Genomic DNA, 22,605 nt, shown 5'->3' with positions numbered 1-22,605 from the left:
GTCATCCGTATGCGCGGATGACGCGACCGGTGCTGTCGCCGTCGATACAGTCCAGGTGGTGGTTGACGAGCTCGTCCATGGGCACCGGGCGCATGCCGGGGAAGTTTTCGGTGAAGTCGTCGACGGAGTCGCCGATCATCGTGGGACTGACCACGTTGATCCGCATACCTCGTGGTAGCTCGATCGCGGCCGACAAGGTGAAGCTGTGCAGGGCGCCGCTGATGACCCCGCCGCCGGTGACGTGCGGCCATGCTTGGTCAGCGAAGATGCCGGAGGTCAGCGTGAACGAAGCTCCGTCGGTGCAGTGGTGCTGGCCGGTGAGCACCAGATCGGCTTGCCCGAAGAACTTGGCTCGCATGTTCTCCTGCAGTGAGTCCGACGTCAGCGTCTCGAACTCGACGAGTGCGCCGTGCGCTGCGATGCTCACAGCGCCGTCGACCGGCCCGAACTCGCGGTACAGGGCCTCGATCGTCGCGTGTGAAGCCAGGTCGACATGGACGTCACCCGAGGTGCGGCCGGCCACGACGACGTCGTGGTTCTGGGATCGTAGGGCGGGAACCAGTCGTCGTCCGATGGTGCCCGCGCCGCCGACAACGACAATCCTCATTGGGTGTTCTCCTTCTGAGACGGGGACACTGTCACGAGGCGCCGTTCGAGGCCTTGTGACAGTAAGGTCAGTGCGTCGGCGTCAGGGGTGCCGAGGCGCGCGTAGAACAGTCCGATCTGCTGGTCGTCGTCAGGCAGGGTGACCGTCTCATTCGCCAGGGTCACTCGTCCGACGAGAAGGTGATTGAGTTCGCGCAGGTAGTACGAGCAGGTTCGGATCGGACGTCGCGCCCACATCCGCGCAAACTCTGGACTGTCGACGACAAGGTGACCAATGAGCTGTTCCAGCTCCAGATCGGCCGGGTGCCGCGCGACCGCCTGATGCAGGGCCGCGACGGTGACCTGCGCTTTGCCGTGCCAGTCGCAATACAAAGCGCGGTGATGCGGGTCAACAAACAGCATCCGGGCGATGTTCGGCCGGATCCGCGTGTCCGGGGCGTCGAACGCAACATGGCCGGCAAGCAGAGCATGACCGAGGCTGTTCCACGCGAGAACGTCAGTGCGATGATCGATCACGATCGCCGGTGTCGCGGAGATGGCGGCGAGCAGGTCACGAACCGAGGGCCGCGCTTTGCTACTACGGGGACGAGGGCGAGTCGGTCGCCTCGGTGCGGCAAGGATCCGCAGGTGATCGTGCTCAGCCGAATCGAGCCGCAACGCCGCAGCCAGAGCATCGATGACAGCGCCGGAAGCGCTGCTGCTGACACCCTGCTCAAGTCGCGTGTAGTAGCCGACACTGACCCCAGCGAGCTCGGCCAACTCCTCCCTGCGCAGCCTCGGGATTCGCCGACGAGTAGCACCCGGCTCGATGCCAGCGTCCTCAGGCATCAGGCGTTCGCGCCGGCTGCGCAGAAATCCACCGAGATCATTCGTACTTGTCTTGATCACCAACCCATTGTCGCGCCAATCGCCGACTCCTGCCTGCCCCAAACACGGATACCTTCGCGAAACTCTAGTGTTGACAGCACAACCTTTGCCCTTTCGCAGAAACGTCCGATTTTCGGCGGGTACTACGGCGACCACGACTGGGGTCACTGCACTGGTGAGCTCGCGTAATCAACTGTCGCCAGTTCTCCGGTCCTGTAACCGTGTGTGGTCACCTGGGACGTGCGGCTCCAGGTGGTTCCTGCGGTTGTAGCTGTGCGAGCGGTGTGGTCTTGGGTTTAACCGAGCATGGTGGCGGTGGTGAGGCTGAGTCGCTGATCAAGGTGCTGCCGCAGCAGGTGTGCGAACGGCCGCAGAATCGAGATAAGCAGGTCCCCGAGCCGGACGCTTACCTAGCCGTTCTCGTCGAGTACGTCGTCGAGAGTGAGTTTCAGGATGATCAGCAGCTTGTTGCTCATGGCCCAGCACAGGAACTCCTGGGTGAGCCGGCGCGCGATGTAGTCCTGGGCGTATCTGGCATCGAATGTTTGTCGAACAGACGTCGAGGGCGACCGGCCCGAGTGGTCCGGGGTTCAGCCCAGCAGACCGTCGAGGTGGGCCAGCGGACTGCAGTCGAGCTCGTCGACGATCGCGACGTCGCGTGCCACTGCCGTTACGGCGTTTCCGGTCATGCAGGACCGGCCGCCGTCAATGCGGTCATGTTCGCTGCTGTCGTGGCCGTGGGGAACGTAGGTACGCCGTCGGCGCTGAGGTCGATCATGGTTGTACAGCACGCTGGCCGGCGGTTCTATCAGGGTTCACCGAAGGTCGGTGCAGGTTGCCGTTCCGGCAAGAAAAGTTGTGGTAGGCAGCCGACCGCTGCACCGTTGCTCGCATGAGCACTCACGACGTAGTCATCATCGGTGGTGGACCGGCGGGTCTGGCGGCGGCTGTGACGTTGGGCCGTGCCCGGCGTGACGTACTGGTCATCGACGCAGGCACGCCCCGCAACGCGCCTGCCACCCAGGTCCACAGCTATCTCGGACGCGAAGGTGTCGATCCGCGCGAACTGCTGGGCATCGGCCGATCGGAGGTCGAGCAGTACGGCGGCACCGTCCGCGACGGCGCCGTGATCGGCGTGGAGCGCGTCAGCGAGGATGCCCTGCGGGTCACCCTTGCCGACCAGAGCATTGTTGACACAAGGCGGGTATTGGTGGCCACTGGTGTCGTCGACGAGCTGCCCGACATTCCCGGCGTCGCCGACCGCTGGGGCGTGGACGTGCTGCACTGCGCCTATTGCCACGGCTACGAGGTCCGGGACAAGGCCATCGGGCTGATCGCCAGCGGCGTCGCCTCCCTCCACCAGGCGCAGCTGTGGCGTCAGTGGAGTGAGAAGGTCACCCTGTTCACCAACGAGTCCGTGGAACTGACCGTGCCGCAACGCACCGAGCTCGCCGCGCGCCAGATCAGCGTGGTGCCCGGCCGGGTCACCGGCGTCGAGGTCACCGACGACGCACTCAGCGGCGTCCGGGTCGGTGACAGCGTGACCGAAGTCCAGGCCGCCGTAGTCTTCCCCGTGTCGGTGGCCAAAGTCGACACTCTGCTCGCAGACCTGGGCCTGACGGCCGAGGTCAAGGACATGGACGGCCAGCTCATCGGCGAGACGCTGCCCGCCGACCCCCAGACGGGAGCGACCTCTGTTCCCGGGGTGTGGGCGGCCGGCAACGTGCGAGGACACCGGGCGCAGGTCATCGACGCTGCCGCACAGGGTGGGCTGACCGGAGCAATGATGAACATCGACCTGGTCACCGAGGACGTGCACCGCGCCGTCGCGGCGCATCCCGCCACGCTCTGAACTTCTTCGACAGTCGGCCACAGGTAAAGGGAAGGCGTTTGAGATGACAGAACACCAGCCGCTCAGCGACGAGGAGACGGCCGCCATGTTCGAGCCGCACGGCTGGGACGAGCGTTACACCGGCCAGGAACAGGTCTTCAGCGGACAGCCCAATGTGCAGCTCGTAGCTGAGGCGGCCGGGCTGACACCGGGCAGCGCTCTCGACGTCGGCTGCGGCGAGGGAGGCGATGTGAGCTGGCTGGCCCGGCAGGGCTGGACTGTGACCGGCGCTGACTTCTCCGCAGCCGGCCTGGCCCGCGCTGCCCAGCGCGCCGGGCAGGACGGCGTCGCCGACCATGTCGACTGGTGGCAGATCGACGCTCGCGTCTTCACCGCGGGCAGCCGCTCCTACGACCTGGTCACCAGCCACTACCTGCAGCCGCCGGACGGCGGGATGACCCAGGTGACGCGCCGGCTCGCCGACGCCGTCGCCCCCGGTGGACACCTCCTGATCGTGGGCCATGCCCCGATGAGGTCGTCCGCCCCACTGACCGCCGGGCAGCACGCGGCGATGTTCTCCGCCAAGGACCTGCTGCCCGGCCTGCCGGACGGTTTCGACGTCCTCGCGGTTGAACAACGGCCCCGGACCTTGATCCGCGGCGGAACGCCGATCCACGCCGCCGACTCCACCCTGCTTGCCTGCCGTCGGCACGAGAACGGCCTCCACTGGTGAGCTCGCGTCTTCAAGTGTCATGTGTTCTTCGATCTTGTAACGGGGTGTGATCACCTCCGGCGTAGCGGGCCCAGGTTCCTCCGGCCTCGGCGACCAGCCGGGCGGTGTGGCCGGTGCTGCAGCCGTGGGTCTTGGCAACGACGGGTGCGGGTGCTTGCAGGCGACGTTTCGCAGCTGGGATGCGGCGATGACCAGGGAACGTACCGACAAGCGCGCCGTCCGCAATCTGCAGGAGACCGCCGGCCTGGCCTACGCCGATGCCCTCCGACTCACCACGAGCTTCGACAAAGTCCTCCACGAGCAGCCCCACCTGACCTACTTCGGGTTCGGGACCCGCTGGAAACGAGGCCAGACCGCAGAAGAGTACGAACAGTCGTTCAGGAAGCAGCGCACCCGGCTGGCCTCATCGCTGCCGAACGTAGTCCGGGTGCACTTGTGGCTCCGCCAGAACATCCAGCCGATCAAGACCCCACGCCACGGCAGTTACGGACTCAAACACATCGCCGAGGAAGTCCTGGACGGTTACGTGTCCAACGGCGAGCTGATCGCCGCGGCGCTCATGGCCGGATACCCGATGTGCAAGCCCCACGGTCTCAACGTCGACTTCGCCATGAGCAAACGAACATCGACCGCCAACGTGCTCGCGCGCGGGGCGAACGGCTGCACCCGCTGCTCACGCCTCACCCTTTCTGCACATCACCGAGGACGAGCCGCGCCCGACCAGCGTTTTCACCACCTCATCGCCCCGTCCGCTCGTATCCCGGCGGCTCCCGTGACATGGATGCGGCTTGATGAACTCCCGCCCGTAAACGACCAGTCTCCGCATCCGCTTCTCCTCGACGGGCCGAGCCTGCGGACCCCGTGTTGTGCTGAGTCTGTCAGGGGCCGAGCAGTTTCGGGACGAGGACGTAGATCTCGAGGACCTCGTAAGCGGCTCCGATGACGAGGAGGGTGAGCGCCGGGATCCAGAGCCAGGCGAGCCGCTTGATGCCCTGCAGGTAGGCCGTGCGTCGCGTGGTGGCACCGATGGTGGCCGGCCGGATCCACGACCTGCCCAGCAGGTAGGCGCCGAACATGATCAGGACGTAGGCCTGGAATTCGACCAGCAGGGTCACCGAGTGCGGAATGAGCGTCAGTGACGACACCCGGTCGACCGGACCGGTGAGGATACCCAGGTCGACCGCTTTGACCGCGAAAATCGCCACCCCGGCGAAGGGAACCACGACCGAGGGCAGAACGATCAGCAGTAACGCTGTCGCGAACACGTTGACCAGGAAAATGAGAACGCCGAACGCCCACGGGTTGCCGACCACGCTGGTGACGAGCGCACCCTGATCAACAGCGAACGAGGCCGTCCTGGCGGCGCGCAGGGCGGGAAAGATCAAGGAGAGCACCATGCCCAGGATCAGTGCCCCATAGGCGATGGCATTGGTGATGAGGTACGCGCGTAGGTCGGCGCGGATGATGTGCAGCGGTGCGCGAAGGAAATCCATCGGTTCGTTGTCCGTCTCTTGGCGGGCGGGGGGCGCATGTGCGTGCCCCGGTGTGAGCAGTAGGCGAAAGCGTGGGGAGCGGCTGAAGTTCGCGGCCTGGGGATGAGGGTTCAGTGGCCTCCGCCGTCGAGCAGCCAGTGGTAGCGCAGCCGCAGGCCGCGCTCGATGCTGGCCAGTACCGCGCCCAGGCCGAGTGCGATGTTGAGCCAGATCGGCAGGCTGACCGGCGAGGTGAAGGCACCGACGCGTGCCGCGACGACCGGTATCCGGGAGAGCGGCTCCAGCAGCTGCAGCACGTTGAGGCCCACCCCGACCAGGAGCAGTAGTACCGACACGGCACCGATGAGGCGGCTGGCCGCCGGGTGCTCGTGTTCCAGCCGGGCACGCCGGCCTTCGCCGGAGCGGTAGTCGGGAACGAGCCGGTGCTCCTGGCCGCGGTTGTTCACGTAGTGGCAGCGCTTGATGCCGAACCTGCTCGTCGCCACCTCGATGACGCCACCCTCCACTGTGAACACCGCGGGGAGCTTGGACTGAGCGTGCTGGTGGCCATTGAGGTAAAGGTGTGCGGCGCCTTCGCCGCCTGCGCCGAACTGCCGCACGTCCAGGGCATACGACATCGGTCGCCGCTCCGCCACCGAGGGCTGCAGGTAGAGCAGCCCCCGGCCGAGCATCATCTGCCACCAGCGGAAACGCGGCAGAGCCCGCCCATCACCCGGCTTCACCTTCCTGCCCGCCCACTGTCGCCGAGATGTCTCGAACACGTGCCTCTCCCCTTTCTTGCGATCCCGGCCGGGATCGGTCCCCGACACCCTGCTAGTACAGTGTGTTAGCCGATCTAGTGGATAAGGTAGCACAGTGTGCTAGTACAGTGTGCTGGATGAGGTGGATGAGATGACCAGACCGGACGCCCAGCCCAGCAGTCGAGAGAAAGTGCTGGTCGCGGCCATAGAGATGCTGTCCGAGAATCCAGGGGCCACGCTCAGCGTGCGGGCAGTCGCCGCGCGGGCGGGTGTGAGCACGGGCTCACTGCGGTTCCACTTTCCGACGCAGCGCGCCCTGCAGGACGAAGTGCTCAGGCAGCTCTACGACGTCATCGCCCCCGCGGAGCACATCCACGACCGGCACGTCCCGGCTCGGGACCGGCTGGCCGACTGCCTGCGCCAGATCCTCGCACCCCTCGGTGTGGGATCCAGCGCCCGGGAGGCGTTCCGGATCCTGCATGAGCAGTTCGTCGCCCCGGAACCGACCGAGCAGGTGCGTGAGGCCTATCTCGCCATCGAACAGGAAACACGGCGGCGCGTGGAGTTCTGGCTGGCGGTGCTCACTCAGGAAGGTGCGCTCGCGGAAGGTGACCATTCCCGGGCGGTGACTTTCCTGTTGACCGTCCTCAATGGACTCTCACTGGGGCGGGCGCTACCCTCCGCGGAGCCGGTTCTGCAAGCGGAGAACGATACCTTGTACCTGGCCGTCGACAGCGTGTTGCGCCCTCGGTGACCTACGGCCGGACAGGTTACCCGTACTGGCATCGCTGCCGACAATGGCGCTGTCTCGTGCGCGGCACTCACGGTGGCCACGACGGCGCTGGTGCGGCCCGTTTCCCATAGAGCGTAAGCTCGGCAACCGCGCTCCGCGGAAACGCGCATTGCCCGCCTGACCAGGAGCTGTTTAGCCCAGTGGTCCCCTTTCTGGGGTACTCGGGGTGCCGCCCCTGAGGCGGAGGACCGCTGTCGGGTAACGGCTGCGTATCAATGGTTTGAGCCGTTGGCGTGCGTGGTCCACGAAGTCGCAGTCTCGATGTGCAGTCCGATGAGTTGGCTGAGCACGGCGGCCGGACTTCGATGAGCGAGGTCCATGAGGGCGGCGTTTTGGCCTGGGCGCACGGGGGTGCCGAGCGTGACGAGGTGCCGTGAAATGGTCGCGGCGAAGACCGAGTTGCCGGGAATCACGCCCGGGAACAGCCAGATGGAGTCGGCGATTCGCCCGGTTGCAAAGTGCCCGCGGTGGGATCGTCGTAGCTCGCGGACGAAATCGTCCAGCGGGGGTGGTAGCTCGACCGGGGTGGTGCCGAGGCTGAGCGTTTGTTTGCTGTCGGTGTCGGTGGTGAGGCGGCTGGCCCGGGTGAGGCCTTGGCCGTAGAGCAGCACCAGCAGCCCGGCCACCCGGTCTCCGGGCGTGATGTCGGCGTCGTCAGCGCCGCAGTGGGTGGCAATGCAAGGCCGCCGGTTCGGCACCTAAGAAGGATCGCATTGGGGTCTCTGGGGAAATGAATGCGCATGGATCGGTGTTCAGTCACGTTGAGGAGCACACCTGACTACCTGCGCAGGTCTTGCGGTCCCGTCGGCAAAACGTCAGCCACTCTCCTATTATCCGGCGGGGCGTGGCTATCCACTGCAATGCAATGTTAATCTGGGATGGCGATGCGCGGATCGCGCAATACACTCTTCCGACGAGCTCTCTTCTATAGCGCAAAAAGTTCTCATCGAGATGGTGGATGACATCGACGGCGGCGAAGCAAGACGGCGTCCAATACGAAATCGACCTGTCCGACGGCAACGCGTCCAACCTGCGTGAGGAATTCGCCCGCTACGTCGCAGCGTCGCGACGTGTCGGCGGACGCAAAGCCCGGACCGTAGCGGGGAGTCCGCCTCCGACCGCCGCGGACCGGGAACGGTCGCGGGCAGTGCGGTTCTGGGCGCAGGAGGACGGCTGGGACGTGTCCGAGCGCGGACGCATTCTCGCAGGCCGGGGCTCACGTTCCACCGCGACCGCACCCGGTTGAGAACGAGACCGGCACCACCCCGATCCGCTCCATCCGAATGTTCCACTGCTCGTCGAGGTGTCGGACTCGGCTGGCAAGCGTCGACCGGGGCTCCCGGTCTTCGCCGCAGGCCCCGGGGGAACCGCGGGCACGTCGATCAACCGCCGACGAGCTCAGCCGTCCTCACAGCCTCGGCCACGGCGCTTGTGAGACGTGAACCATCCAGCCTGGCGGACGTTCTCGCCGTGCCCTGACCAGACGCGGACCCGCATCCCTCCCCCTCGACGCGGGGCCACGGTCCCCCTCCGGACAGCCTCGGTCAATGCCGGGACGCCAGCACCCCGCACCGCATTCCCGCGGCGGCCTTCGGCCGCCTGTCGACGGTTCACCATGGCCTGGCCGGCCGCGGCGTCGCCCAGCGACCCCGCGCGCCGCCGGAACTCGAAACTTCCATGACCGGCGCCGAAAACCGGGTATACATACGGCACGGGGTCAACCGAACCGCCAGACACGTTGCTGCTTCATCCCTCGACCAAGGGGCTTCTCCCGCAGGTGGGCATATTGGCGGCGTTCCTCGCGTTCGAGCTGTACTTCAGCCTCACGGGCCAATTCGAGACATGGCTGGCCATCGCGGCGCCGGCGGTGTTCGTCGTGGCGCTGTCCTTGGCGGTGGTGACGCTGGTGCGATCGCGGGGCAAACCGTGGCAGCTGCGCTGCACGATCGAGGGCGTACAGGCCCGTGGATTCGACCTGGTCCCGTGGTCCGCGCTGGCCGAGGTGAGGTTTAGCCCGTTCTGGCCGCGCTGGCTGTACCTCACGACGTCGAGCCGGCACCGGGTGATCAGTTTCATTCCCCGCGAACCAGGCACGGTGCCCACCACGGTGGTCTTCAACGCACTTCCCATCCGCACCACCTCGTCGAGCCGCCTTGCACGGCAGCGGACCAAGATCCGCGGCAGCCCCTTCATCGTGCTCACCAGCACCGTGGACGCCACCCCAGCGCACATCGCCAACTCGATCCGCCGCCTCACCGACGTTCCCGTATCTGGCCAGGTGCCTTAGCAGCCCGCCGCCCGGACCAAACCCGGGCTCGCACGCGCGGACGACTGGTCTGCGCACCCGCCACTACAAGTCTCGGCTGTCGCGAGCCATCGCTGACGGTTGCCTCTTCACGGTATTTGCGTCATCGCGCGGGGCCGCTCCGGCAGTCAGAGCAGTCCTGACCGCCGAAGCGCACCCCGCAGGGCTGGAGCCGACCGCGGTGATGTCGGCGGTGGACGAGATGTTCGCCGGAGCCAGCCCCCTGCACACCATCAAGTCCCGCGATGCCTGGCTGACGTCCGGCTACCCTGCGGTCCGCGCCGACCTGCGCGGCCGCCACCCGAAGTGCTCGTGGCCCGAGGACCCGGCGACCGCCGCCCCGACGCGGCATGTCACGCGGCGCCGGACCCGAGCCCTGACGAAAGTCGGGTGCGGTCCGCGACCGTCGTCCGATGTGGTGAAGCCGGGGAAATCCCAGACTGGGCGGCATGATTACACTCAGGGGACTCACCAAGCGCTACGGGGAGAAGACCGTCGTCGACACGCTCACCTGCGACGTCGCGGCCGGGCAGGTGACCGGGTTCCTCGGCCCGAACGGCGCCGGGAAGTCGACGACCATGCGGATGACCGTCGGGCTCGACCACCCGCAGGCCGGCGAAGTACGTGTCGGCGGGCGGCGGTACGCCGAATTGCGGGACCCGCTGCGCGAGGTCGGCGCGCTGCTCGACGCCAAGGCGCTGCACCCCGGCCGCAGCGCCGGCAAGCACCTCCTCGCGATGGCGCGCAGCAACGGCATCGCAGCGTCGCGGGTCGAGGAGGTGCTCGCGACGGTCGGGCTTTCGGACGTCGCGGGCAAGCGGGCCGGACAATTCTCGCTCGGCATGGGGCAGCGGCTGGGCATCGCGGGCGCGCTGCTCGGCGATCCCGGCGTGCTGCTGTTCGACGAGCCGGTCAACGGCCTCGACCCGGACGGCGTCCGCTGGGTGCGGCAGCTGATGCGCTCGCTGGCGGGCGAGGGGCGGACGGTGTTCGTCTCGAGCCACCTGATGAGCGAGATGCAACTGACGGCCGACCACCTCGTGGTAATCGGCAAGGGAAAGCTCCTCGCGGACGCACCGGTCGCCGAGTTCATCGCGGGCAACTCCCGCACGACGGTCTCGGTGCGCGTCCCGGACCCCGCCGAGCGCGACGCGCTGTGCCGGAGCTTGCGAACCGAAGGCGGCCACACCGACCTGGGCGCCCCGGCTGAGCTGGTCGTCGACGGCATCGACGTCACCCGCGTCGGCGACCTGGTGCACGAGCTGGGCATCCGGGTACACGGCCTCGTCGAGCGGACGGCGTCGCTAGAGCAGGCGTACATGAAACTGACCGCTTCTTCGGTGGAGTACGGGGTGTCGGCATGACGGCTGCAGTCGCTGTGGTGTCTTCGGAGTGGACGAAGTTCTGGTCGGTCCGCGCGACCTGGTGGACGCTGATCGCCGGAGCCGCGCTGATGGCGTTCTACAGCACGGTGTCGGCAGTCGCCCAGCGCTACGACAGCGAGGACCCGATGGGCGCGAACACGATCACCCTGGGCGGCGGTGTCTCTTTGACGCAGTTCGCGGTGATCGCACTGGCCACGCTGTTCGTGACAAGCGAGTACGCGGGCGGCGGCATCCGGTCGACCCTGCTGTGGACGCCGCCGCGTTCACGGGTGGTCCTCGCGAAGGCGGCGGTGCTGCTGCCGGTGCTGTTCACCTACGGCGTGGCGCTGTCGGTCTCGGGAATGGCATTGGCGGCTTTGGTGAAGGACGGCCACGGCCTGCCGACGTCGTTCTCGGGTGCCTTCACACTAGCTTCCGGCATGGGCGGGTACTTCGCCTTGCTGGGCTTGCTGTGCACGGGTGTGGGCTGGGCGCTGCGGAGCGCGGCGGGGACGTTGGTGACGGTGATCGTGGCGCTGGTGCCGCTGCCGCTGATCGTGGCGTCGCTGGGGTTACCGGGCTGGGTGCCGTACTTCCCGGGGACAGCCGGGGTGAACGCGATGGTGGAGACGGGACAGCCGAACCCGATAACCCAGGCGGCGGCGCCGTACGCACCGTGGGTGGGGCTGCTGATCTGCGCGATCTGGACTGCGGCGGCGTTGCTGGCAGGCACCGCGGTGCTGCGCCGCCGGGACGCCTGACGCCCCCGAAGCACCCCCACCCTCTCCGCGGGACCGGCCTTGCTTGCAGTGTATCGGGGCGACCCGACGGAAGCCGGAAAAGACCGAAGCCACCGCCTGGTTGTCCACATCACGGCAGCGCTGTGGACAACCGGCTTCGGTCAGCGATCCCCAAGGCCGCCGGTACTTCCCGGGCGCCGCGGGTCAGCGCGGCTCGTAATGGGGGCGAGAGAGCCCATGCCCGCGATCGCGTCGAAGATCGCGCCGTCCGGCCCGGCCACCAAGACCGTCGCGTAGCGCTCCGGTTCAAGAGATTCCGCCGCCGAGAGCACCGATGCGCACCGGCGGCGGATCAGCAAGCCGCCCTTCTCGTACACCTCTCGCAGCTCCGGGCGGCGGGTTTCCCCCAACGCGAATACGACCAAGAACGCAGGCCCCGCAGCCAGAAAGTCGCCAGAGAATCCGTTCGAGCCGGAAAGCTCGATTCGCAGCTCACCAACCCCGCCGCCACCACCCCTGCGCGAAACGCTGCAGAGAATGACCCCGCCAAAGCCACGGCCAGGATCGGCGCCGGAATCAGTGGCCGGCAGCCGCCGGGTCTTCCCCGACCAGTCCCGCCTCGTACGCCGTGATCGCAGCCTGCACCCGGTTCTTCGCGCCGAGCCGGGTCAGGATGGTGCTGACGTGCGCTTTCACCGTGCCCTCAACGACGAACAGCTTTGTCGCGATGTCCGCATTGGACAGTCCGGATCCGATGAACACCAATACTTCCCGCTCCCGGTTGGTCAGCAGGGCGATCCGCGACCGGGCCGCCGACGCGCGCGCGAGGCGGCCGCCGGCCAGCCGGGCGATGACCCGCTGCGCCACCTTCGGCGAGAGGAACGCGGCGCCGTCCGCGACGGCGTGGATGCCCGCCAGCAGCTCACGCGGGTCGCCCGACTTGAGCAGGAACCCGCCGGCGCCCAGACCGAGCGCGCTCTCGATGTAGTCGTCCTCACCGAACGTCGTCAGCATGACGACGCCGGTCGCGGGCCGCAGCCGCCGGATCTCGGCCGCCGCGCCCAGGCCGTCCAGCACGGGCATCCGGATGTCGAGCAGCACGACGTCGGGGTGCGTGGCCAGCACCTGGGAGACCGCCGCACGGCCGTCGGCGGCTTCGGCGACGACCTCGATGCCGCCGTCCGCGGCCAGGATCGCCGCCACCCCCGCCCGCATCAACGCTTCGTCGTCGGCCAGCACGACCCTGATCACGAAACCCCCTCGGCGAACTCGTCCTTCGAAACCAGTTTCCCGTCGGCGAAACACAGCCGATAGGCGGCGTAATCGTTGTTCATGAACGATCTTCCGGTGCCGTAGTACTCGCACGCGGCCCCGGGCACCGGCGGCAGCGGCGGCTCTCCGCGCACCGGCCTGGCGCTGCGCTGGTTGCCTGGCAGCAGCGGCGCGACCTCGGCGCGCGGCTGCCCAAGCCGCAGCCGGTCGTAGACGGGACCGGGCAGTTCCGACGAGTTCCACAGGTACAGGAACGCGATGCCAGCCACCCCGAGGGCCACCGCGAACAGCCCGAGCGGGATGCCGACGGCCTGGATCAGGCTGCGCCGGACGTCACGCCGCGCCAGCTCCAGCGCCCGCGCGGACCTCGACTGCCCGACGGCGTCGTCGGCGGCCTCCCGCAGTTCGGCGGTCTCCTCGGCCGGCGCGGCGTCGTGCGGCAGCGTCGCGGTGACGGCGAACCCACCCGCGTGCGGCCCGGCCCGCAGCGTGCCCCCGACCAGCCGGACGCGCTCGCGCAGCCCGATCAGCCCGCGGTGCCCGGACGCGGCGCCCGGCAGCGACCCGGCGGGCGGCGGCGCGTTGACGACACTTACCTCGGTCTGCGCGCCGGAGCTGGTCACTCGCACCGTCACGGCGGCGCCCGGCGCGTGCTTCGCGACGTTCGTCAGCGCTTCCTGGACGACCCGGTGGGCCGCGAGCGCGACCATCGGCGGGGTCTGCGCGCTGTCCACTCCCGCCTCGATGAGCAGGCCGGACGACCGGGCCCGCGCGATCAGCTCACCGAGGTCGCGCTGCACCGGTTCGACGGGCGCGGCGTCCTCGCGCAGCACGCCGATGATCTCGCGCAGCCGTTCGGTGGCGGCTGCGGCGCTGGTGCGCAGCTGGGCGGCCGCGCCGCGCCGGCCGTCGTCGAGACCGTCGGCGACCTCCAGGGCCGCCGCGCGGACGGCGATGAGGCTCAGCTCGTGGCCCAGCGAGTCGTGCATGTCGCTGGCGATCCGCGCGCGCTCGCGCAGCCGGGCCTGGTCGGCGACCAGGCGCTGGCGGCTCTCCATCTCCTCGGCGCGGCGCCAGCCGGTGCGGGCCAGCTCCCCGCGCAGCCGGACGTAGCGGCCCAGCAGCCACGGCGACAGCCCGGCGAACACCAGCATCGTGACCAGTTCGGCCCAGTCGCCGAGGCCGTCCTCGCCGACGAGCAGCGAGAGCGGCAGGCCGAGCACCGCGACGGCGCCGCCGAGCAGCGGACCCGGCCGCGCCCGCGGCATTCGCAGTCCGGCCTGGTAGCACATCGCGACCAGCACGAAGATCACCCAGACCGGCAGGCGGTTGCCGTACGGGAACGGCACGACCAGCGTCCCGGCCAGCGCGATGCCGAGCGACACGACCGGGTGACGCCGAGCGGTGGCCACCGAGCCCAGGACGACGGCGAAACCGCCGGCCATCTCCCAGTACGCACGGGTGTCCACCGTGTCGGAGACAACGACGAACGCCAGGAACAGCGCGAGGACGGCGTCGAACACCACCCGCCACCGTCGCCTCGTCACCTCCCGCACAACAGCGACGCTACAAGCGGGCCACGGCGGCGACCACTGCCGAAAGTCAACCTTTCGGGGCGTCCAGGAAGGCCGGGGTCTGCGGCCAAGAGAGCGCGAACGTGTCGGCGTTGACCGCGGTGCCGTGGCGGAAGGAGTCGCTGAAGCCGTGCCCGGCGCCTGAGAAGTGCTGGGTGAGTGTCCCGCCCGCCGGGCGGGCCTGCAGCGCGGCCTGGAGCCCGGGCGATCTCGCCGAGGGCAGCCGCCGGATCCACGCCTTCCGGATCCGGCGGCTGCTTCGTGTTCCCGGGCGGAGGCCGTCGAGCACTGTGACCCGTTCACCGACCCGCACGGGCGCAACTACGCGGTCCGGGAGTTCCTGGCCCATTCCAAAACCGTGACACAGGCGGAGCCGACGACGATCACGAGCTACCATGCCGCGCTCGACCACTTCTACAACTACCACCTCGACCTCGACCTCGGCCGCCGACCGCGAACGCCCCCCGGGGCTCCCCGCGCGCTGGAACCGCCGGAGCGCAAGAAGTTCCTGCGCGCCGCCGGCCGGTGCGACTTCACCTGCGACACCGCGATCGCCCTCGTCCTGTACTTCTCGGGGCTGCGGATCTCCGAGCTGGCCGCGCTCGACACCGGCGACGTCGTGCGCTCCGCGCGGCGCTGCAAGCTCATCGTCCGCGACGGCAAGGGCGGGGTATACCGCACGGTGCCGGGCCTGCACCTGCTCGCCCGCGCCGCGCTCGAGGCGTGGCTGACCGACCGCGCCGCATGGCTACCGCCCGGGTCGGCCGGGCAGGCGGTGTTCCTCGGCCGCCGCGGCGACCGGCGGCTGCGCGACATCGTCGGGCACATCGCGGCCGACGGCGGTCTCTCCGCCGGTGAGGTGCGCGGTCATCACGCACGGCGTCTGGAACTCGCGGGAGCGAATTCCCAAGTGCGACTCCGGCGCGCCGGACATCGTGATCACGCCGATCGCTTTCCTGCTCAGCGCCGGTGCGAGAAAAGGTCGCGGTGCCGCCGCGGACGAGCAGGATGTGCTCCTTGCGCCGGCCGGACTGGATCAGCGAGATCACTTCGGCCGGCGACGACAGGTACTTGACCGTCCCGCTCGGGGATTTCATCGTGTCGAAGACGTTGTAGCCCTCGGCCGGAACCTCGCTCATTCGTTCCTCCTTGAACTCCACCGCGGATGTCCGGCCGGGACAAGGCGAGCAGATCCGTCGCCCACCGTAGGCGGGCACCCGCCGCCGCGGCCAACCCATTCGGGTGTGCCGTCGGATGGCCGCGTGTGATCTCCCGTCGCCTCCGGGACGAGGAGGTCCCGTGAACGGGTCCGGGCGGCATCGTGCGAGCTGCGGCAACTCGATTCGGCGACAAGACCTCGGTGACCGCCGCGACGAAGACGCTGAGCTTCGCGGAGCTCGATGCTCTTGCCGACCGCGTCGCCGAACTGCTCGAACGCGGTGTCCGTCCCGGGCCGCCGGTATCGCTGTACTCCCAGAACCGCTGCGAGTGGATCGCCACCTACCACGGGGCCCTCCAAGCCGGCGTGGTTGTCGTTCGCGCTGGTCAAGGACCGCGGGTGGCGGTCTCGGTGTTGATCACCGCGATCGTGGATGCTCACTCCGGAGGAAGACGTGGAGGCGCAGGCACTGCGTGCTCAAGGCTGGTCGGTCTCGGCCATCGCGTGACATCTCGCGCGTGACCGCAAGACGATCCGCCGCTATCTGGCCGGAGAAGTGGTTCCGGGCGAGCGCCGGCCGACGCTCTGCAAACGCACCGCCTCCGCGCACTGCGTCGTCGGCGACACTCCCCACGACCACCAAGCCCGCTCCGCCGGCCGGTCCCGATTACCGCCGCTCAGCGCGACTGCCCCCACTGCAGCGGCCCCGTCACCATCGTCGCCCTGCTCACCGCACCCGAAGCCGCACGACCCACCATGCCCATCGCCGCACCCGGCGGAGTGATCCCACTCCGCTGCTGGCACCAGCTGCGCCGCACTCCTCAGCTGGGACATGTCAGCGAGCGCACGCGGCCCATCTCGGAGAGCGTCATCAACCCGGCCGACCGGGTCGAATTACCTGGACAAGGCACCAGCCGCATGCCGTTCGGCGGGTGAACCGGTTACTCCCGATACATCGCGGAGTCACGGTTGAAGACCCCGGCGGTGATGTAGTAGAGGTTGGTTACCACGACGATCACCACCGAGGTGGCGACGTAGAGTGCGGTGCCCAGTGCGGGCACGAGATCGACCGGCATCGTGTAGGCCATCACCACCCGCGCCGCGGAGTCGGTGAGGGTGGCGACACCCCACAGCAGGCTGGAGGTGCGCCACATCCGGCGAAACCGGGGAGAGCGTTCCCACATCCGGTCCCACGCCGGTGGCCACCGGAGACGGCCCTCCAGCAGAGGCCGGGAGAAGAGATACACCAGCGGCCGGGGCGCGGCCAGGCTGGCGATGAACCACACCCCGGTGACACCGGTGATCCAGCCCTCCCGGGCCAGCAGAAACCGGGGGCTGCCCGCGATCAGGGCTACCGCCGTGCTGAGGACCATCATCGTCAGCACATAGCCGGTCAGGGCGGTGACGCGCCGAGTCCGGGCGAGCGCGACCGCGGCGCCGGCTACGGAACCTGCCGCACCTCCCAGCAGCGACAGATAAATCCCGGCCCCGGCGGCGCGCAGCCCGTAATACACCGCCAGCGGCACCAGCACGTCGAGCACTGCCCCGAGCACCGCTCCCCGCGTCGCGACCGGCGTCGCGGCGCTGGTTCCGCGGTCCGAGGTTGGCCCAGGGTCCGTTTCCGAGGGCGACGAGGTCGAGGACGGGCCGGGGTGTGCGGTCGAGGGCGTCGGCTCGGTCATGTCGGGCTCATCCGGGTGCCGAGCTCGAACAATGTGACCAGTTCACGACCGTAGGCAGCACAGTCGAGTTCGGGCCGGGCCTGCAGCAGGAAGGGCAAGCCCTCGACAGCCCGCTGCACGGCGGTGGCCATCACTACCACGTCGAATTCGCGGAACTCGCCGTCGGCCTGGCCGCGGCGCAGAATCGCCTCGACGGGCCCGACGACGTCCCGATCGGCGGCTGCGTCGTGGCGCAGGCCACCGCCGAGGACGATCTCCATCAGCGCCGTCATCGACACCCGGTGGGCCGCAGTGAACTCGACCATGGCCATGATGTAGGCGCGCAACATCCCCGCAGCACTATCCGCTACCGCAAGCCGCGACGCGGCATACCGCCCGATCGAGTCAATCACCTCCCGGGTGACAGCGGCAATCAGCTCGTCCTTGCCCGCGAAGTGATAGGAGATCAACCGCGTGCTCGACAAAGCCGCCCGCGCCGCGATCCGGGCGAACGACGCCTTCGCGTAGCCGAACTCGGCGATCACCTCCACCGTCGCCGCAACGATCTGCGCCCGCCGAGCAGTCACCGTCACCGACCGGCCACCACCATCCGTTACCTGCATGACGCAAAAATACGTCATGCAGGTAACAACGGCAACGAAACGCGTTGTTCCCGCCCATTGCTCGCCCACATCGGGGTGCCTGGCGGGTGACGTCGGTGCTGGGCGGGTGTGGGGTCAGGCCCAGGTGACGGGCAGGGCGTGGACGCCGAAGATGAGCATGTCGTTGCGCGGGGGGATGTCGGCGGCAGGCACGGCGAGGCGCAGACTCGGCAGGCGGGTGAGCAGTTCGGTGAAGGCGACGCGCGTTTCGATGCGGGCCAGTTGCTGGCGCAGGCATCCGTGGACGCCGTGGACGCCGTGGCCGAAGGCCAGGTGCGGGGTCCGGGTCCGGTGCAGGTCCAGCTCGTCGGGCCGGGGGAAGCGGGCGGGGTCGCGGTTGGCTTCGGGCACGGCGATCACGAAGGTGGATCCGGCGGGAACGGTGACCTCGCCGATCGGGACGTCGGTGGTGGCGACGCGGTTGACGCCGAGCTGCACGATGCTGAGGTAGCGCAGCAGTTCCTCGATGGCGTTGTCGATCAGCGAGGGGTCGGCGCGCAGGGCCGCGAGCTGGGCGCGTTCTCCAGCAGGGCGAGGGTGCCCAGGGCGAGCATGTTCGCGGTGGTTTCGTGGCCGGCGCCGAGCAGGTGCATGGCCATGTCGGTGAGCTGGGTGTCGGTCAGGGGCGGGTCGGCGTCGTGGACGAGGCCGGAGAGCAGGTCGTCGGCGGGGGCCCGGCGTTTGCGGGTGATCAGGTCGCTGACGAACCGGTGCAGCGCGGCGCCGGCGGCGGCGCGGTCCTGGGGGTCGGCGCGGACGTTGAGGGAGACCTCGGTGCTGGCCTGGAACTCGGCGCGGTCGGCGTAGTCCACGCCCAGCAGCTCGCTGATCATCACCGACGGGATGGGCAGCGCGAACGAGGGCACGAGGTCGGCTTCGGTGCCCGCGGCGATCATGGCCTCGATGTGGTCGACGGTGATCTCGTGCAGCCGGGTGTGCAGGGCGTTCATGCGCTTGACCGAGAACTGGCCGGTCAGCAGCCGCCGCAGCCGGGTGTGCTCGGGGGGATCCATGAACACGAACATCCCGTCCGCCCGGCCCCCGGACGCATCGGTCGCGGCGACGTCGCCGGGGGCGAGCTGGGTCGCCGGCTGGTGCGGCGGCTTCGGCATCGACGGCGCGTGCGTTCAGGTACTGGAAGGCGCGCGGGTTGCCGTTCGCCTCGGTCTTGCGATGGGCGAATTCGTCTTTCAGGTCAACGCGTTCGTGGGTGAGGATCCAGCGTTTGATGCCTTCCTCAGCGGCGAGTTGAAGGGTGGTGAGCGCGCCGGTGGATCGGCCGGCCGGCCGTCGAGGAGGCGCTGCATCGCCGTGATGATGGCGTTGCGTTCGGTGTCGCGGTCAGTGGTCATCGTGGTCTCCAGCATGGTCGGCGACGATGCACTGCAAACGCTCGAGCTCGTGCTGCTCGCGGGCGCGCCGTCCCGCGACGCGGGGAGACGGTGCGGCTGCGCGTGCACCGGCGCGGGCTCTTCGGCTGGGAACCCGGCGAGGACGCGCTCGCCGGAGCGGCGGTCACCACCACCGAGTGCCGCAACATCGACCTGGACCGGATGCTCGACCCCGCCCGAGGCAACCTCGTCATCGGCGCCCGGCTGCCCCACATGTCCCTGGTGTTCGACCGCGACGCCCGCGGCCCCGGCCACCACCTAATCGAGCTGGACGACCTCACCACGAAATCGTTCGCCCGCCTCGACTGGCCGACCGACAGCACCGAGCCGTTCACCATCTCCCAGCTCGGACCCCGCCGACTGTAGGACGAGGCCGAAGCCGCCTCCGCGTGGTTCAAGCGCTACTACCCGGCGGCGTTCTGCGCTGGGCTGCTGCGCGCGCAGCCGATGGGGTTTTACTCCTCGCAGTCCCTCGTCGCCGACGCCCGCCGCCACGGCGTCGTGACCAGAGAGCCGGACCTGAACCTGTCGCTATCGCACGCCACCCTCGAACCCGACCCCGCCAGCGCCGGTGGGGTCGCGATCCGGCTCGCGCTGGCCGGGATCCGCCACGTCGGCCAGGCCGTCGCCGACCGTATCGTCGCCGAACGCGACACCGCCGGCCCCTACACCTCCATCGCCCAGCTGACCGAACGCATCCAGCTCACCCGGCCCGTGGTCGAGGCCCTCGCGACCGCGGGCACCGTCACCCCCCTCGGCCCCGACCGGCGCGCCGCCCTGTGGGCCGCCGGCGCCGCCGCGGCCACCCGCGCCGAGCACCTGCCCGGCCTCGCCCTCGGCCAGGACGCCCCCGCCCTGCCCGGCATGACCGCCGTCGAACTCGCCTCCGCCGACCTGTGGGCCAACGGCGTCACCCCCGGCGTCCACCCGGTGCAGTTCCTGCGCACCCACCTCGAGACCCTCGGCGCCCTCCCTGCGGGCCGGCTCCTGGATGTCCTGGACGGGACCCGCATCACCGTCGGCGGCGCCGTCACCCACAAACAACGCCCCGCCACCGCCGGCGGCATCACCTTCCTCAACCTCGAGGACGAAACCGGCATGGTCAATATCGTCGTCAGCCCCGGCCTGTGGCAACGCCACCGCCGGACATTGCTGGCCAGCACTGCCCTGCTCATCCGCGGCATCGCCCAAACCGGGCAGGGCACCGTCTCCGTCGTCGCTGACCACATCACCCCACTCGACCTCACAACCCTCGCCGCCGCCTCCCGCGACTTCCGCTGACCCCGAGGGAACAGCGATTTGTCCGAGCCTAAGCTGCAGGCCGTGAGCCGTGATCGATCTCACCGGCAGGACGTCACCGGCTCGGGCCCGGGGACCGGGGCCAAACCCAACAAGCCGGATGATTTGCCATCACATCGCAAGAAGCACCATAATATTTCCATGACGAATCAGCAGCGGGAGCAAAGGATTAACCGGGTCGGCTTCGTGGTGCTGTTGACGCTGGGGCTGGCGGTTGTCGTGGTAGCAACAATCTCTTTTACCGATAGCGACATGTCAGCGTGGCCGGCTACGGTCCTGTTGCTTCTGTGGCTGGCCGCCTTCGGTGTGTTGCGCTCGATCAACTGGCGCTCACCGTTCCAGTGAGACGACCTGAGCCCGCAGGCTCCCGGATCTGACAGTCTGCCATTCCGGGAGCTTGCCGGCAGTGGTCCTAGTCGAACGGGTTACACACGGGCACGGGCAGCGGTGCCGGCGGGATGGGGAAGCCGGTGTTGAGGAAGTAGATGTTGAGCTCTCCCTGCTCGTTGGTGCACAACGTCACGATGGCCAGTGACGTCGCGATTGCCGAGGCGATCGCAGCGGCGGCGGTGCCGCCACCGAGCGCCACGGTGATCCCTGTAATACCACCGGCCGCGGTCAGACCCTTCTTCAGCAGGTCGGTGAAGTACTTGTCGAGGTGGACGTGCAGCGCGAGGATGCCCAGCACAGTCTCGGCGTACCCGTGCGGGCCCTGAACCACGATGCCGGCCGGTGACTTCAGCTGCTTCATCAGGGCGGCATCGGCCGGGTTGGCCGGGTCGAGACGAACCACCACGTCGCCCTGGGCGTTCACCTGCACGGCACCCGCCCGCTCGTTCAGTCGCTGGACGTGTGCAGGCGCCGACGCCGTGGACGCGTCAGCCATCCCCGCACACCCCAGCGAAAGCACGCTGGCGGCCGTGACTGTTCCCATCACCCTGGAAAACTTCACAAAATTCCCCTCTTCACTATGCCGATGAATTGGCACAACGGAATCCAAAAATCTGCTTAACACAGGAAGGGGAAGCAAAGAAATAAGCTTCGTCGAAAACGCTGTAAACTGATTATGAGTGAACAATGAATTGGACGTTAAATCCCCCTTGCCCCTCCCCTGGGCATCATCTAACCCGTAATACCGAGGAAATCGACACCGCCAGACGGGTCAACAAGATCACGCCGATGCGGGTATGAGCATGTCCGCCACCGGCTTGCCTAGCCGGAGGCCAGGGCAGCACCGCTTGGGTGCCGGCCTGGCCCGAGGACCGGTGCCACCGTGGTGGGTATGGCCGATGTGACCCCGCCGGAGCCACCCGCCCTGTTTCCCGTCTCGGCGCTGCACCACACCGGGCTGGATGCCTTCCGCCGCCGCATCCGGCACACCCGCCCCGGCTCGGCACGGCTCCCGCCCGACCCGCGGGTGTGGGCCGCTATCCATCCCGGCGCCCACGGCCGCGCCCCCTCCGGCACCGTCCACGAGGTCACCGGCCAGTGGCTGCCCGCCTGCGGCGCCGGCCTCAACGGCTGGGACGCCCGCGGTCTGGCCGCCACCACCGACAACATCACCTGCGCCCGCCGCCTGGGCAACCAGCGCCGCCGGGAACTCGCCACCGCCGGACAGCTCGAACTCTTCCCCATCGGCGCCCCAGCCGTGGCCGAGTCGTCGGTACAGGGCCCCCGCGAGGACGCGCAGCAGCGGCGGGTCGTGACCGGCGACGGCCAGCAACAGAACCCTGGTCAGCCGGACGATGATGCCCGAGCTGAGGCGGGCAGCCCGGGCACCGGCGGCGCCGAGCAGTCACAGCAGGACGGAGACGGCGCCGGCGATGGCGATGGCGGTCTGGCGGCACAAGCAAGCGGGGAAACGATCAAACTGACCGGCTGGCGGCAACGAGACCAACGCCGCATAGCGATCACCGCAACCCTCCTCGAAGGCGTAGCCACCATCGCCGAACCCACCGAACTCCGACACGCGATCCTCACCGGCACCGGCACCGGCACCGGCACCGGCACCGGCACCGGCACCGGCCGCGCCTACGGCAGCGGACTGCTCACAGTGGCACCACTGAACTAACACAACCCCCGACACGACACACCCGCCGCACCGACGACCGAAAC

The 22,605-nt window shown here is 68.7% G+C and carries 30 protein-coding genes and 2 pseudogenes; 16 read left to right on the top strand and 16 right to left on the bottom strand.

The genetic code is table 11. The features are described 5' to 3' along the window. Window position 1: 1 nt before the first annotated feature. Window positions 2–607, bottom strand: a complete 606-nt coding sequence (locus tag NYF13_RS15255; RefSeq protein ID WP_315657423.1) for a short chain dehydrogenase — start codon at window positions 605–607, stop codon at window positions 2–4. Beyond that, window positions 604–1,494, bottom strand: coding sequence for a helix-turn-helix transcriptional regulator (locus tag NYF13_RS15250; RefSeq protein WP_315657422.1), 891 nt, complete (start codon window positions 1,492–1,494; stop codon window positions 604–606). Before NYF13_RS15250 ends, NYF13_RS15255 begins: the two co-directional genes overlap by 4 nt. A gap of 269 nt (window positions 1,495–1,763) precedes the next feature. Here NYF13_RS15250 and NYF13_RS15245 point away from each other — a divergent pair, with 269 nt between their 5' ends. The 4 genes from NYF13_RS15245 (at window position 1,764) to NYF13_RS15230 (ending at window position 4,980) form a co-directional block, all read left to right on the top strand. After that, a complete protein-coding gene (locus tag NYF13_RS15245) occupies window positions 1,764–2,369 on the top strand; it encodes a hypothetical protein (RefSeq protein ID WP_315657421.1) in 606 nt (201 codons plus the stop codon). Further along, window positions 2,366–3,325 carry an NAD(P)/FAD-dependent oxidoreductase gene (locus tag NYF13_RS15240; protein ID WP_315657420.1) on the top strand — a complete coding sequence of 320 codons (960 nt, stop codon included), beginning with the start codon at window positions 2,366–2,368 and terminating at the stop codon, window positions 3,323–3,325. Before NYF13_RS15245 ends, NYF13_RS15240 begins: the two co-directional genes overlap by 4 nt. A 43-nt stretch (window positions 3,326–3,368) precedes the next feature. Next, window positions 3,369–4,037 carry a class I SAM-dependent methyltransferase gene (locus NYF13_RS15235; RefSeq protein WP_315657419.1) on the top strand — a complete coding sequence of 223 codons (669 nt, stop codon included), beginning with the start codon at window positions 3,369–3,371 and terminating at the stop codon, window positions 4,035–4,037. Window positions 4,038–4,224: 187 nt separating this feature from the next. Continuing rightward, window positions 4,225–4,980: a hypothetical protein gene (locus NYF13_RS15230; protein ID WP_315657418.1), complete on the top strand. Its 756-nt coding sequence runs from the start codon at window positions 4,225–4,227 to the stop codon at window positions 4,978–4,980. Here the strand turns inward: NYF13_RS15230 and NYF13_RS15225 are convergent. Together NYF13_RS15225 and NYF13_RS15220 are read right to left on the bottom strand one after the other, a co-directional pair. Continuing rightward, complete coding sequence (locus NYF13_RS15225; RefSeq protein ID WP_315656920.1) at window positions 4,916–5,530, bottom strand: stage II sporulation protein M; 615 nt, start codon at window positions 5,528–5,530, stop codon at window positions 4,916–4,918. The two genes, NYF13_RS15230 and NYF13_RS15225, sit on opposite strands and share 65 nt — an antisense overlap. Before the next feature lie 110 nt (window positions 5,531–5,640). After that, window positions 5,641–6,339 (bottom strand): hypothetical protein, encoded by a 699-nt coding sequence (locus tag NYF13_RS15220; RefSeq protein WP_315656922.1) that lies wholly within the window; start codon window positions 6,337–6,339, stop codon window positions 5,641–5,643. A gap of 82 nt (window positions 6,340–6,421) precedes the next feature. On the opposite strand from NYF13_RS15220, the gene NYF13_RS15215 reads away from it, so the two are divergent. Continuing rightward, window positions 6,422–7,024 (top strand): TetR/AcrR family transcriptional regulator, encoded by a 603-nt coding sequence (locus NYF13_RS15215; RefSeq protein ID WP_315656924.1) that lies wholly within the window; start codon window positions 6,422–6,424, stop codon window positions 7,022–7,024. Window positions 7,025–7,275: 251 nt separating this feature from the next. On the opposite strand, the gene NYF13_RS15210 is transcribed toward NYF13_RS15215, so the two are convergent. Beyond that, window positions 7,276–7,761, bottom strand: coding sequence for a hypothetical protein (locus NYF13_RS15210; RefSeq protein ID WP_315657417.1), 486 nt, complete (start codon window positions 7,759–7,761; stop codon window positions 7,276–7,278). Between the two features lie 260 nt (window positions 7,762–8,021). Between NYF13_RS15210 and NYF13_RS15205 the strand changes: the two genes are divergently transcribed. From NYF13_RS15205 to NYF13_RS15190, 5 genes and pseudogenes are all read left to right on the top strand, one after another. Next, window positions 8,022–8,309 carry an Lsr2 family protein gene (locus NYF13_RS15205; RefSeq protein WP_396287314.1) on the top strand — a complete coding sequence of 96 codons (288 nt, stop codon included), beginning with the start codon at window positions 8,022–8,024 and terminating at the stop codon, window positions 8,307–8,309. A 540-nt stretch (window positions 8,310–8,849) separates the two neighbouring features. Continuing rightward, window positions 8,850–9,350, top strand: coding sequence for a hypothetical protein (locus NYF13_RS15200; RefSeq protein WP_315657416.1), 501 nt, complete (start codon window positions 8,850–8,852; stop codon window positions 9,348–9,350). Window positions 9,351–9,624: 274 nt separating this feature from the next. Next, window positions 9,625–9,732 (top strand): annotated as a pseudogene (locus NYF13_RS36730) (ATP-dependent helicase C-terminal domain-containing protein); the annotation flags it as partial. Window positions 9,733–9,817: 85 nt separating this feature from the next. Beyond that, entirely contained in the window at window positions 9,818–10,732 is a 915-nt protein-coding gene (locus NYF13_RS15195; protein ID WP_315657415.1) for an ATP-binding cassette domain-containing protein, read from the top strand. Next, window positions 10,729–11,493, top strand: coding sequence for an ABC transporter permease (locus NYF13_RS15190; RefSeq protein WP_315657414.1), 765 nt, complete (start codon window positions 10,729–10,731; stop codon window positions 11,491–11,493). The genes NYF13_RS15195 and NYF13_RS15190 overlap by 4 nt, the downstream gene beginning before the upstream one ends. A 140-nt stretch (window positions 11,494–11,633) precedes the next feature. Here the strand turns inward: NYF13_RS15190 and NYF13_RS15185 are convergent, their stop codons facing one another. The 4 genes from NYF13_RS15185 to NYF13_RS15170 all read right to left on the bottom strand — a co-directional run bounded on the left by NYF13_RS15185 (window position 11,634) and on the right by NYF13_RS15170 (window position 14,667). Further along, window positions 11,634–11,849, bottom strand: coding sequence for a hypothetical protein (locus NYF13_RS15185; RefSeq protein WP_315657413.1), 216 nt, complete (start codon window positions 11,847–11,849; stop codon window positions 11,634–11,636). Window positions 11,850–12,048: 199 nt separating this feature from the next. Then, window positions 12,049–12,723, bottom strand: coding sequence for a response regulator transcription factor (locus NYF13_RS15180; protein WP_315657412.1), 675 nt, complete (start codon window positions 12,721–12,723; stop codon window positions 12,049–12,051). Then, window positions 12,720–14,300 (bottom strand): histidine kinase, encoded by a 1,581-nt coding sequence (locus tag NYF13_RS15175; RefSeq protein WP_315657411.1) that lies wholly within the window; start codon window positions 14,298–14,300, stop codon window positions 12,720–12,722. The genes NYF13_RS15180 and NYF13_RS15175 overlap by 4 nt, the downstream gene beginning before the upstream one ends. A gap of 46 nt (window positions 14,301–14,346) precedes the next feature. Beyond that, on the bottom strand, window positions 14,347–14,667 hold the full coding sequence (locus NYF13_RS15170) for a hypothetical protein (RefSeq protein WP_315657409.1): 321 nt from the start codon (window positions 14,665–14,667) through the stop codon (window positions 14,347–14,349). A 9-nt stretch (window positions 14,668–14,676) separates the two neighbouring features. On the opposite strand from NYF13_RS15170, the pseudogene NYF13_RS36725 reads away from it, so the two are divergent. Beyond that, a pseudogene (locus NYF13_RS36725) lies at window positions 14,677–15,141 on the top strand (tyrosine-type recombinase/integrase); the annotation flags it as partial. Here the strand turns inward: NYF13_RS36725 and NYF13_RS36720 are convergent. Continuing rightward, a complete protein-coding gene (locus tag NYF13_RS36720) occupies window positions 15,067–15,252 on the bottom strand; it encodes a hypothetical protein (RefSeq protein ID WP_396287683.1) in 186 nt (61 codons plus the stop codon). The pseudogene NYF13_RS36725 and the gene NYF13_RS36720 overlap by 75 nt on opposite strands. A gap of 387 nt (window positions 15,253–15,639) precedes the next feature. On the opposite strand from NYF13_RS36720, the gene NYF13_RS15160 reads away from it, so the two are divergent. Then, a complete protein-coding gene (locus tag NYF13_RS15160; RefSeq protein ID WP_315657405.1) occupies window positions 15,640–15,999 on the top strand; it encodes an AMP-binding protein in 360 nt (119 codons plus the stop codon). Window positions 16,000–16,418: 419 nt separating this feature from the next. Here NYF13_RS15160 and NYF13_RS15155 read toward each other — a convergent pair whose 3' ends face one another. The 5 genes from NYF13_RS15155 to NYF13_RS15135 form a co-directional block, all read right to left on the bottom strand. Then, complete coding sequence (locus NYF13_RS15155) at window positions 16,419–17,018, bottom strand: VC0807 family protein (protein WP_315657404.1); 600 nt, start codon at window positions 17,016–17,018, stop codon at window positions 16,419–16,421. Between the two features lie 137 nt (window positions 17,019–17,155). Continuing rightward, on the bottom strand, window positions 17,156–17,761 hold the full coding sequence (locus NYF13_RS15150) for a TetR family transcriptional regulator (protein WP_315657402.1): 606 nt from the start codon (window positions 17,759–17,761) through the stop codon (window positions 17,156–17,158). A 114-nt stretch (window positions 17,762–17,875) separates the two neighbouring features. Next, window positions 17,876–18,238, bottom strand: coding sequence for a cytochrome P450 (locus NYF13_RS15145; protein WP_315657401.1), 363 nt, complete (start codon window positions 18,236–18,238; stop codon window positions 17,876–17,878). A 41-nt stretch (window positions 18,239–18,279) separates the two neighbouring features. Beyond that, a complete protein-coding gene (locus NYF13_RS15140; RefSeq protein WP_315657400.1) occupies window positions 18,280–18,912 on the bottom strand; it encodes a hypothetical protein in 633 nt (210 codons plus the stop codon). Between the two features lie 78 nt (window positions 18,913–18,990). Continuing rightward, on the bottom strand, window positions 18,991–19,167 hold the full coding sequence (locus NYF13_RS15135) for a hypothetical protein (protein ID WP_315657399.1): 177 nt from the start codon (window positions 19,165–19,167) through the stop codon (window positions 18,991–18,993). Window positions 19,168–19,242: 75 nt separating this feature from the next. Between NYF13_RS15135 and NYF13_RS15130 the strand changes: the two genes are divergently transcribed. The 3 genes from NYF13_RS15130 to NYF13_RS15120 all read left to right on the top strand — a co-directional run bounded on the left by NYF13_RS15130 (window position 19,243) and on the right by NYF13_RS15120 (window position 20,835). Then, window positions 19,243–19,557, top strand: a complete 315-nt coding sequence (locus tag NYF13_RS15130) for a hypothetical protein (RefSeq protein WP_315657397.1) — start codon at window positions 19,243–19,245, stop codon at window positions 19,555–19,557. 81 nt (window positions 19,558–19,638) lie between these two features. Next, on the top strand, window positions 19,639–20,472 hold the full coding sequence (locus NYF13_RS15125) for an OB-fold nucleic acid binding domain-containing protein (RefSeq protein WP_315657396.1): 834 nt from the start codon (window positions 19,639–19,641) through the stop codon (window positions 20,470–20,472). Between the two features lie 42 nt (window positions 20,473–20,514). Continuing rightward, the gene (locus tag NYF13_RS15120; protein WP_315657394.1) at window positions 20,515–20,835 is read left to right on the top strand and encodes a hypothetical protein; all 321 of its coding nucleotides are present in this window, start codon (window positions 20,515–20,517) and stop codon (window positions 20,833–20,835) included. Window positions 20,836–20,902: 67 nt separating this feature from the next. On the opposite strand, the gene NYF13_RS15115 is transcribed toward NYF13_RS15120, so the two are convergent. Beyond that, on the bottom strand, window positions 20,903–21,376 hold the full coding sequence (locus NYF13_RS15115; RefSeq protein ID WP_315657392.1) for a hypothetical protein: 474 nt from the start codon (window positions 21,374–21,376) through the stop codon (window positions 20,903–20,905). Window positions 21,377–21,781: 405 nt separating this feature from the next. Between NYF13_RS15115 and NYF13_RS15110 the strand changes: the two genes are divergently transcribed. Further along, on the top strand, window positions 21,782–22,561 hold the full coding sequence (locus NYF13_RS15110; RefSeq protein WP_315657391.1) for a hypothetical protein: 780 nt from the start codon (window positions 21,782–21,784) through the stop codon (window positions 22,559–22,561). Window positions 22,562–22,605: the final 44 nt, after the last annotated feature.

This window comes from Amycolatopsis sp. PS_44_ISF1 (genome assembly GCF_032335455.1).
GTDB lineage: Bacteria > Actinomycetota > Actinomycetes > Mycobacteriales > Pseudonocardiaceae > Amycolatopsis.
Note: the sequence above shows the minus strand (reverse complement) of the source record. Positions and strands in the feature narration are given on the sequence as shown.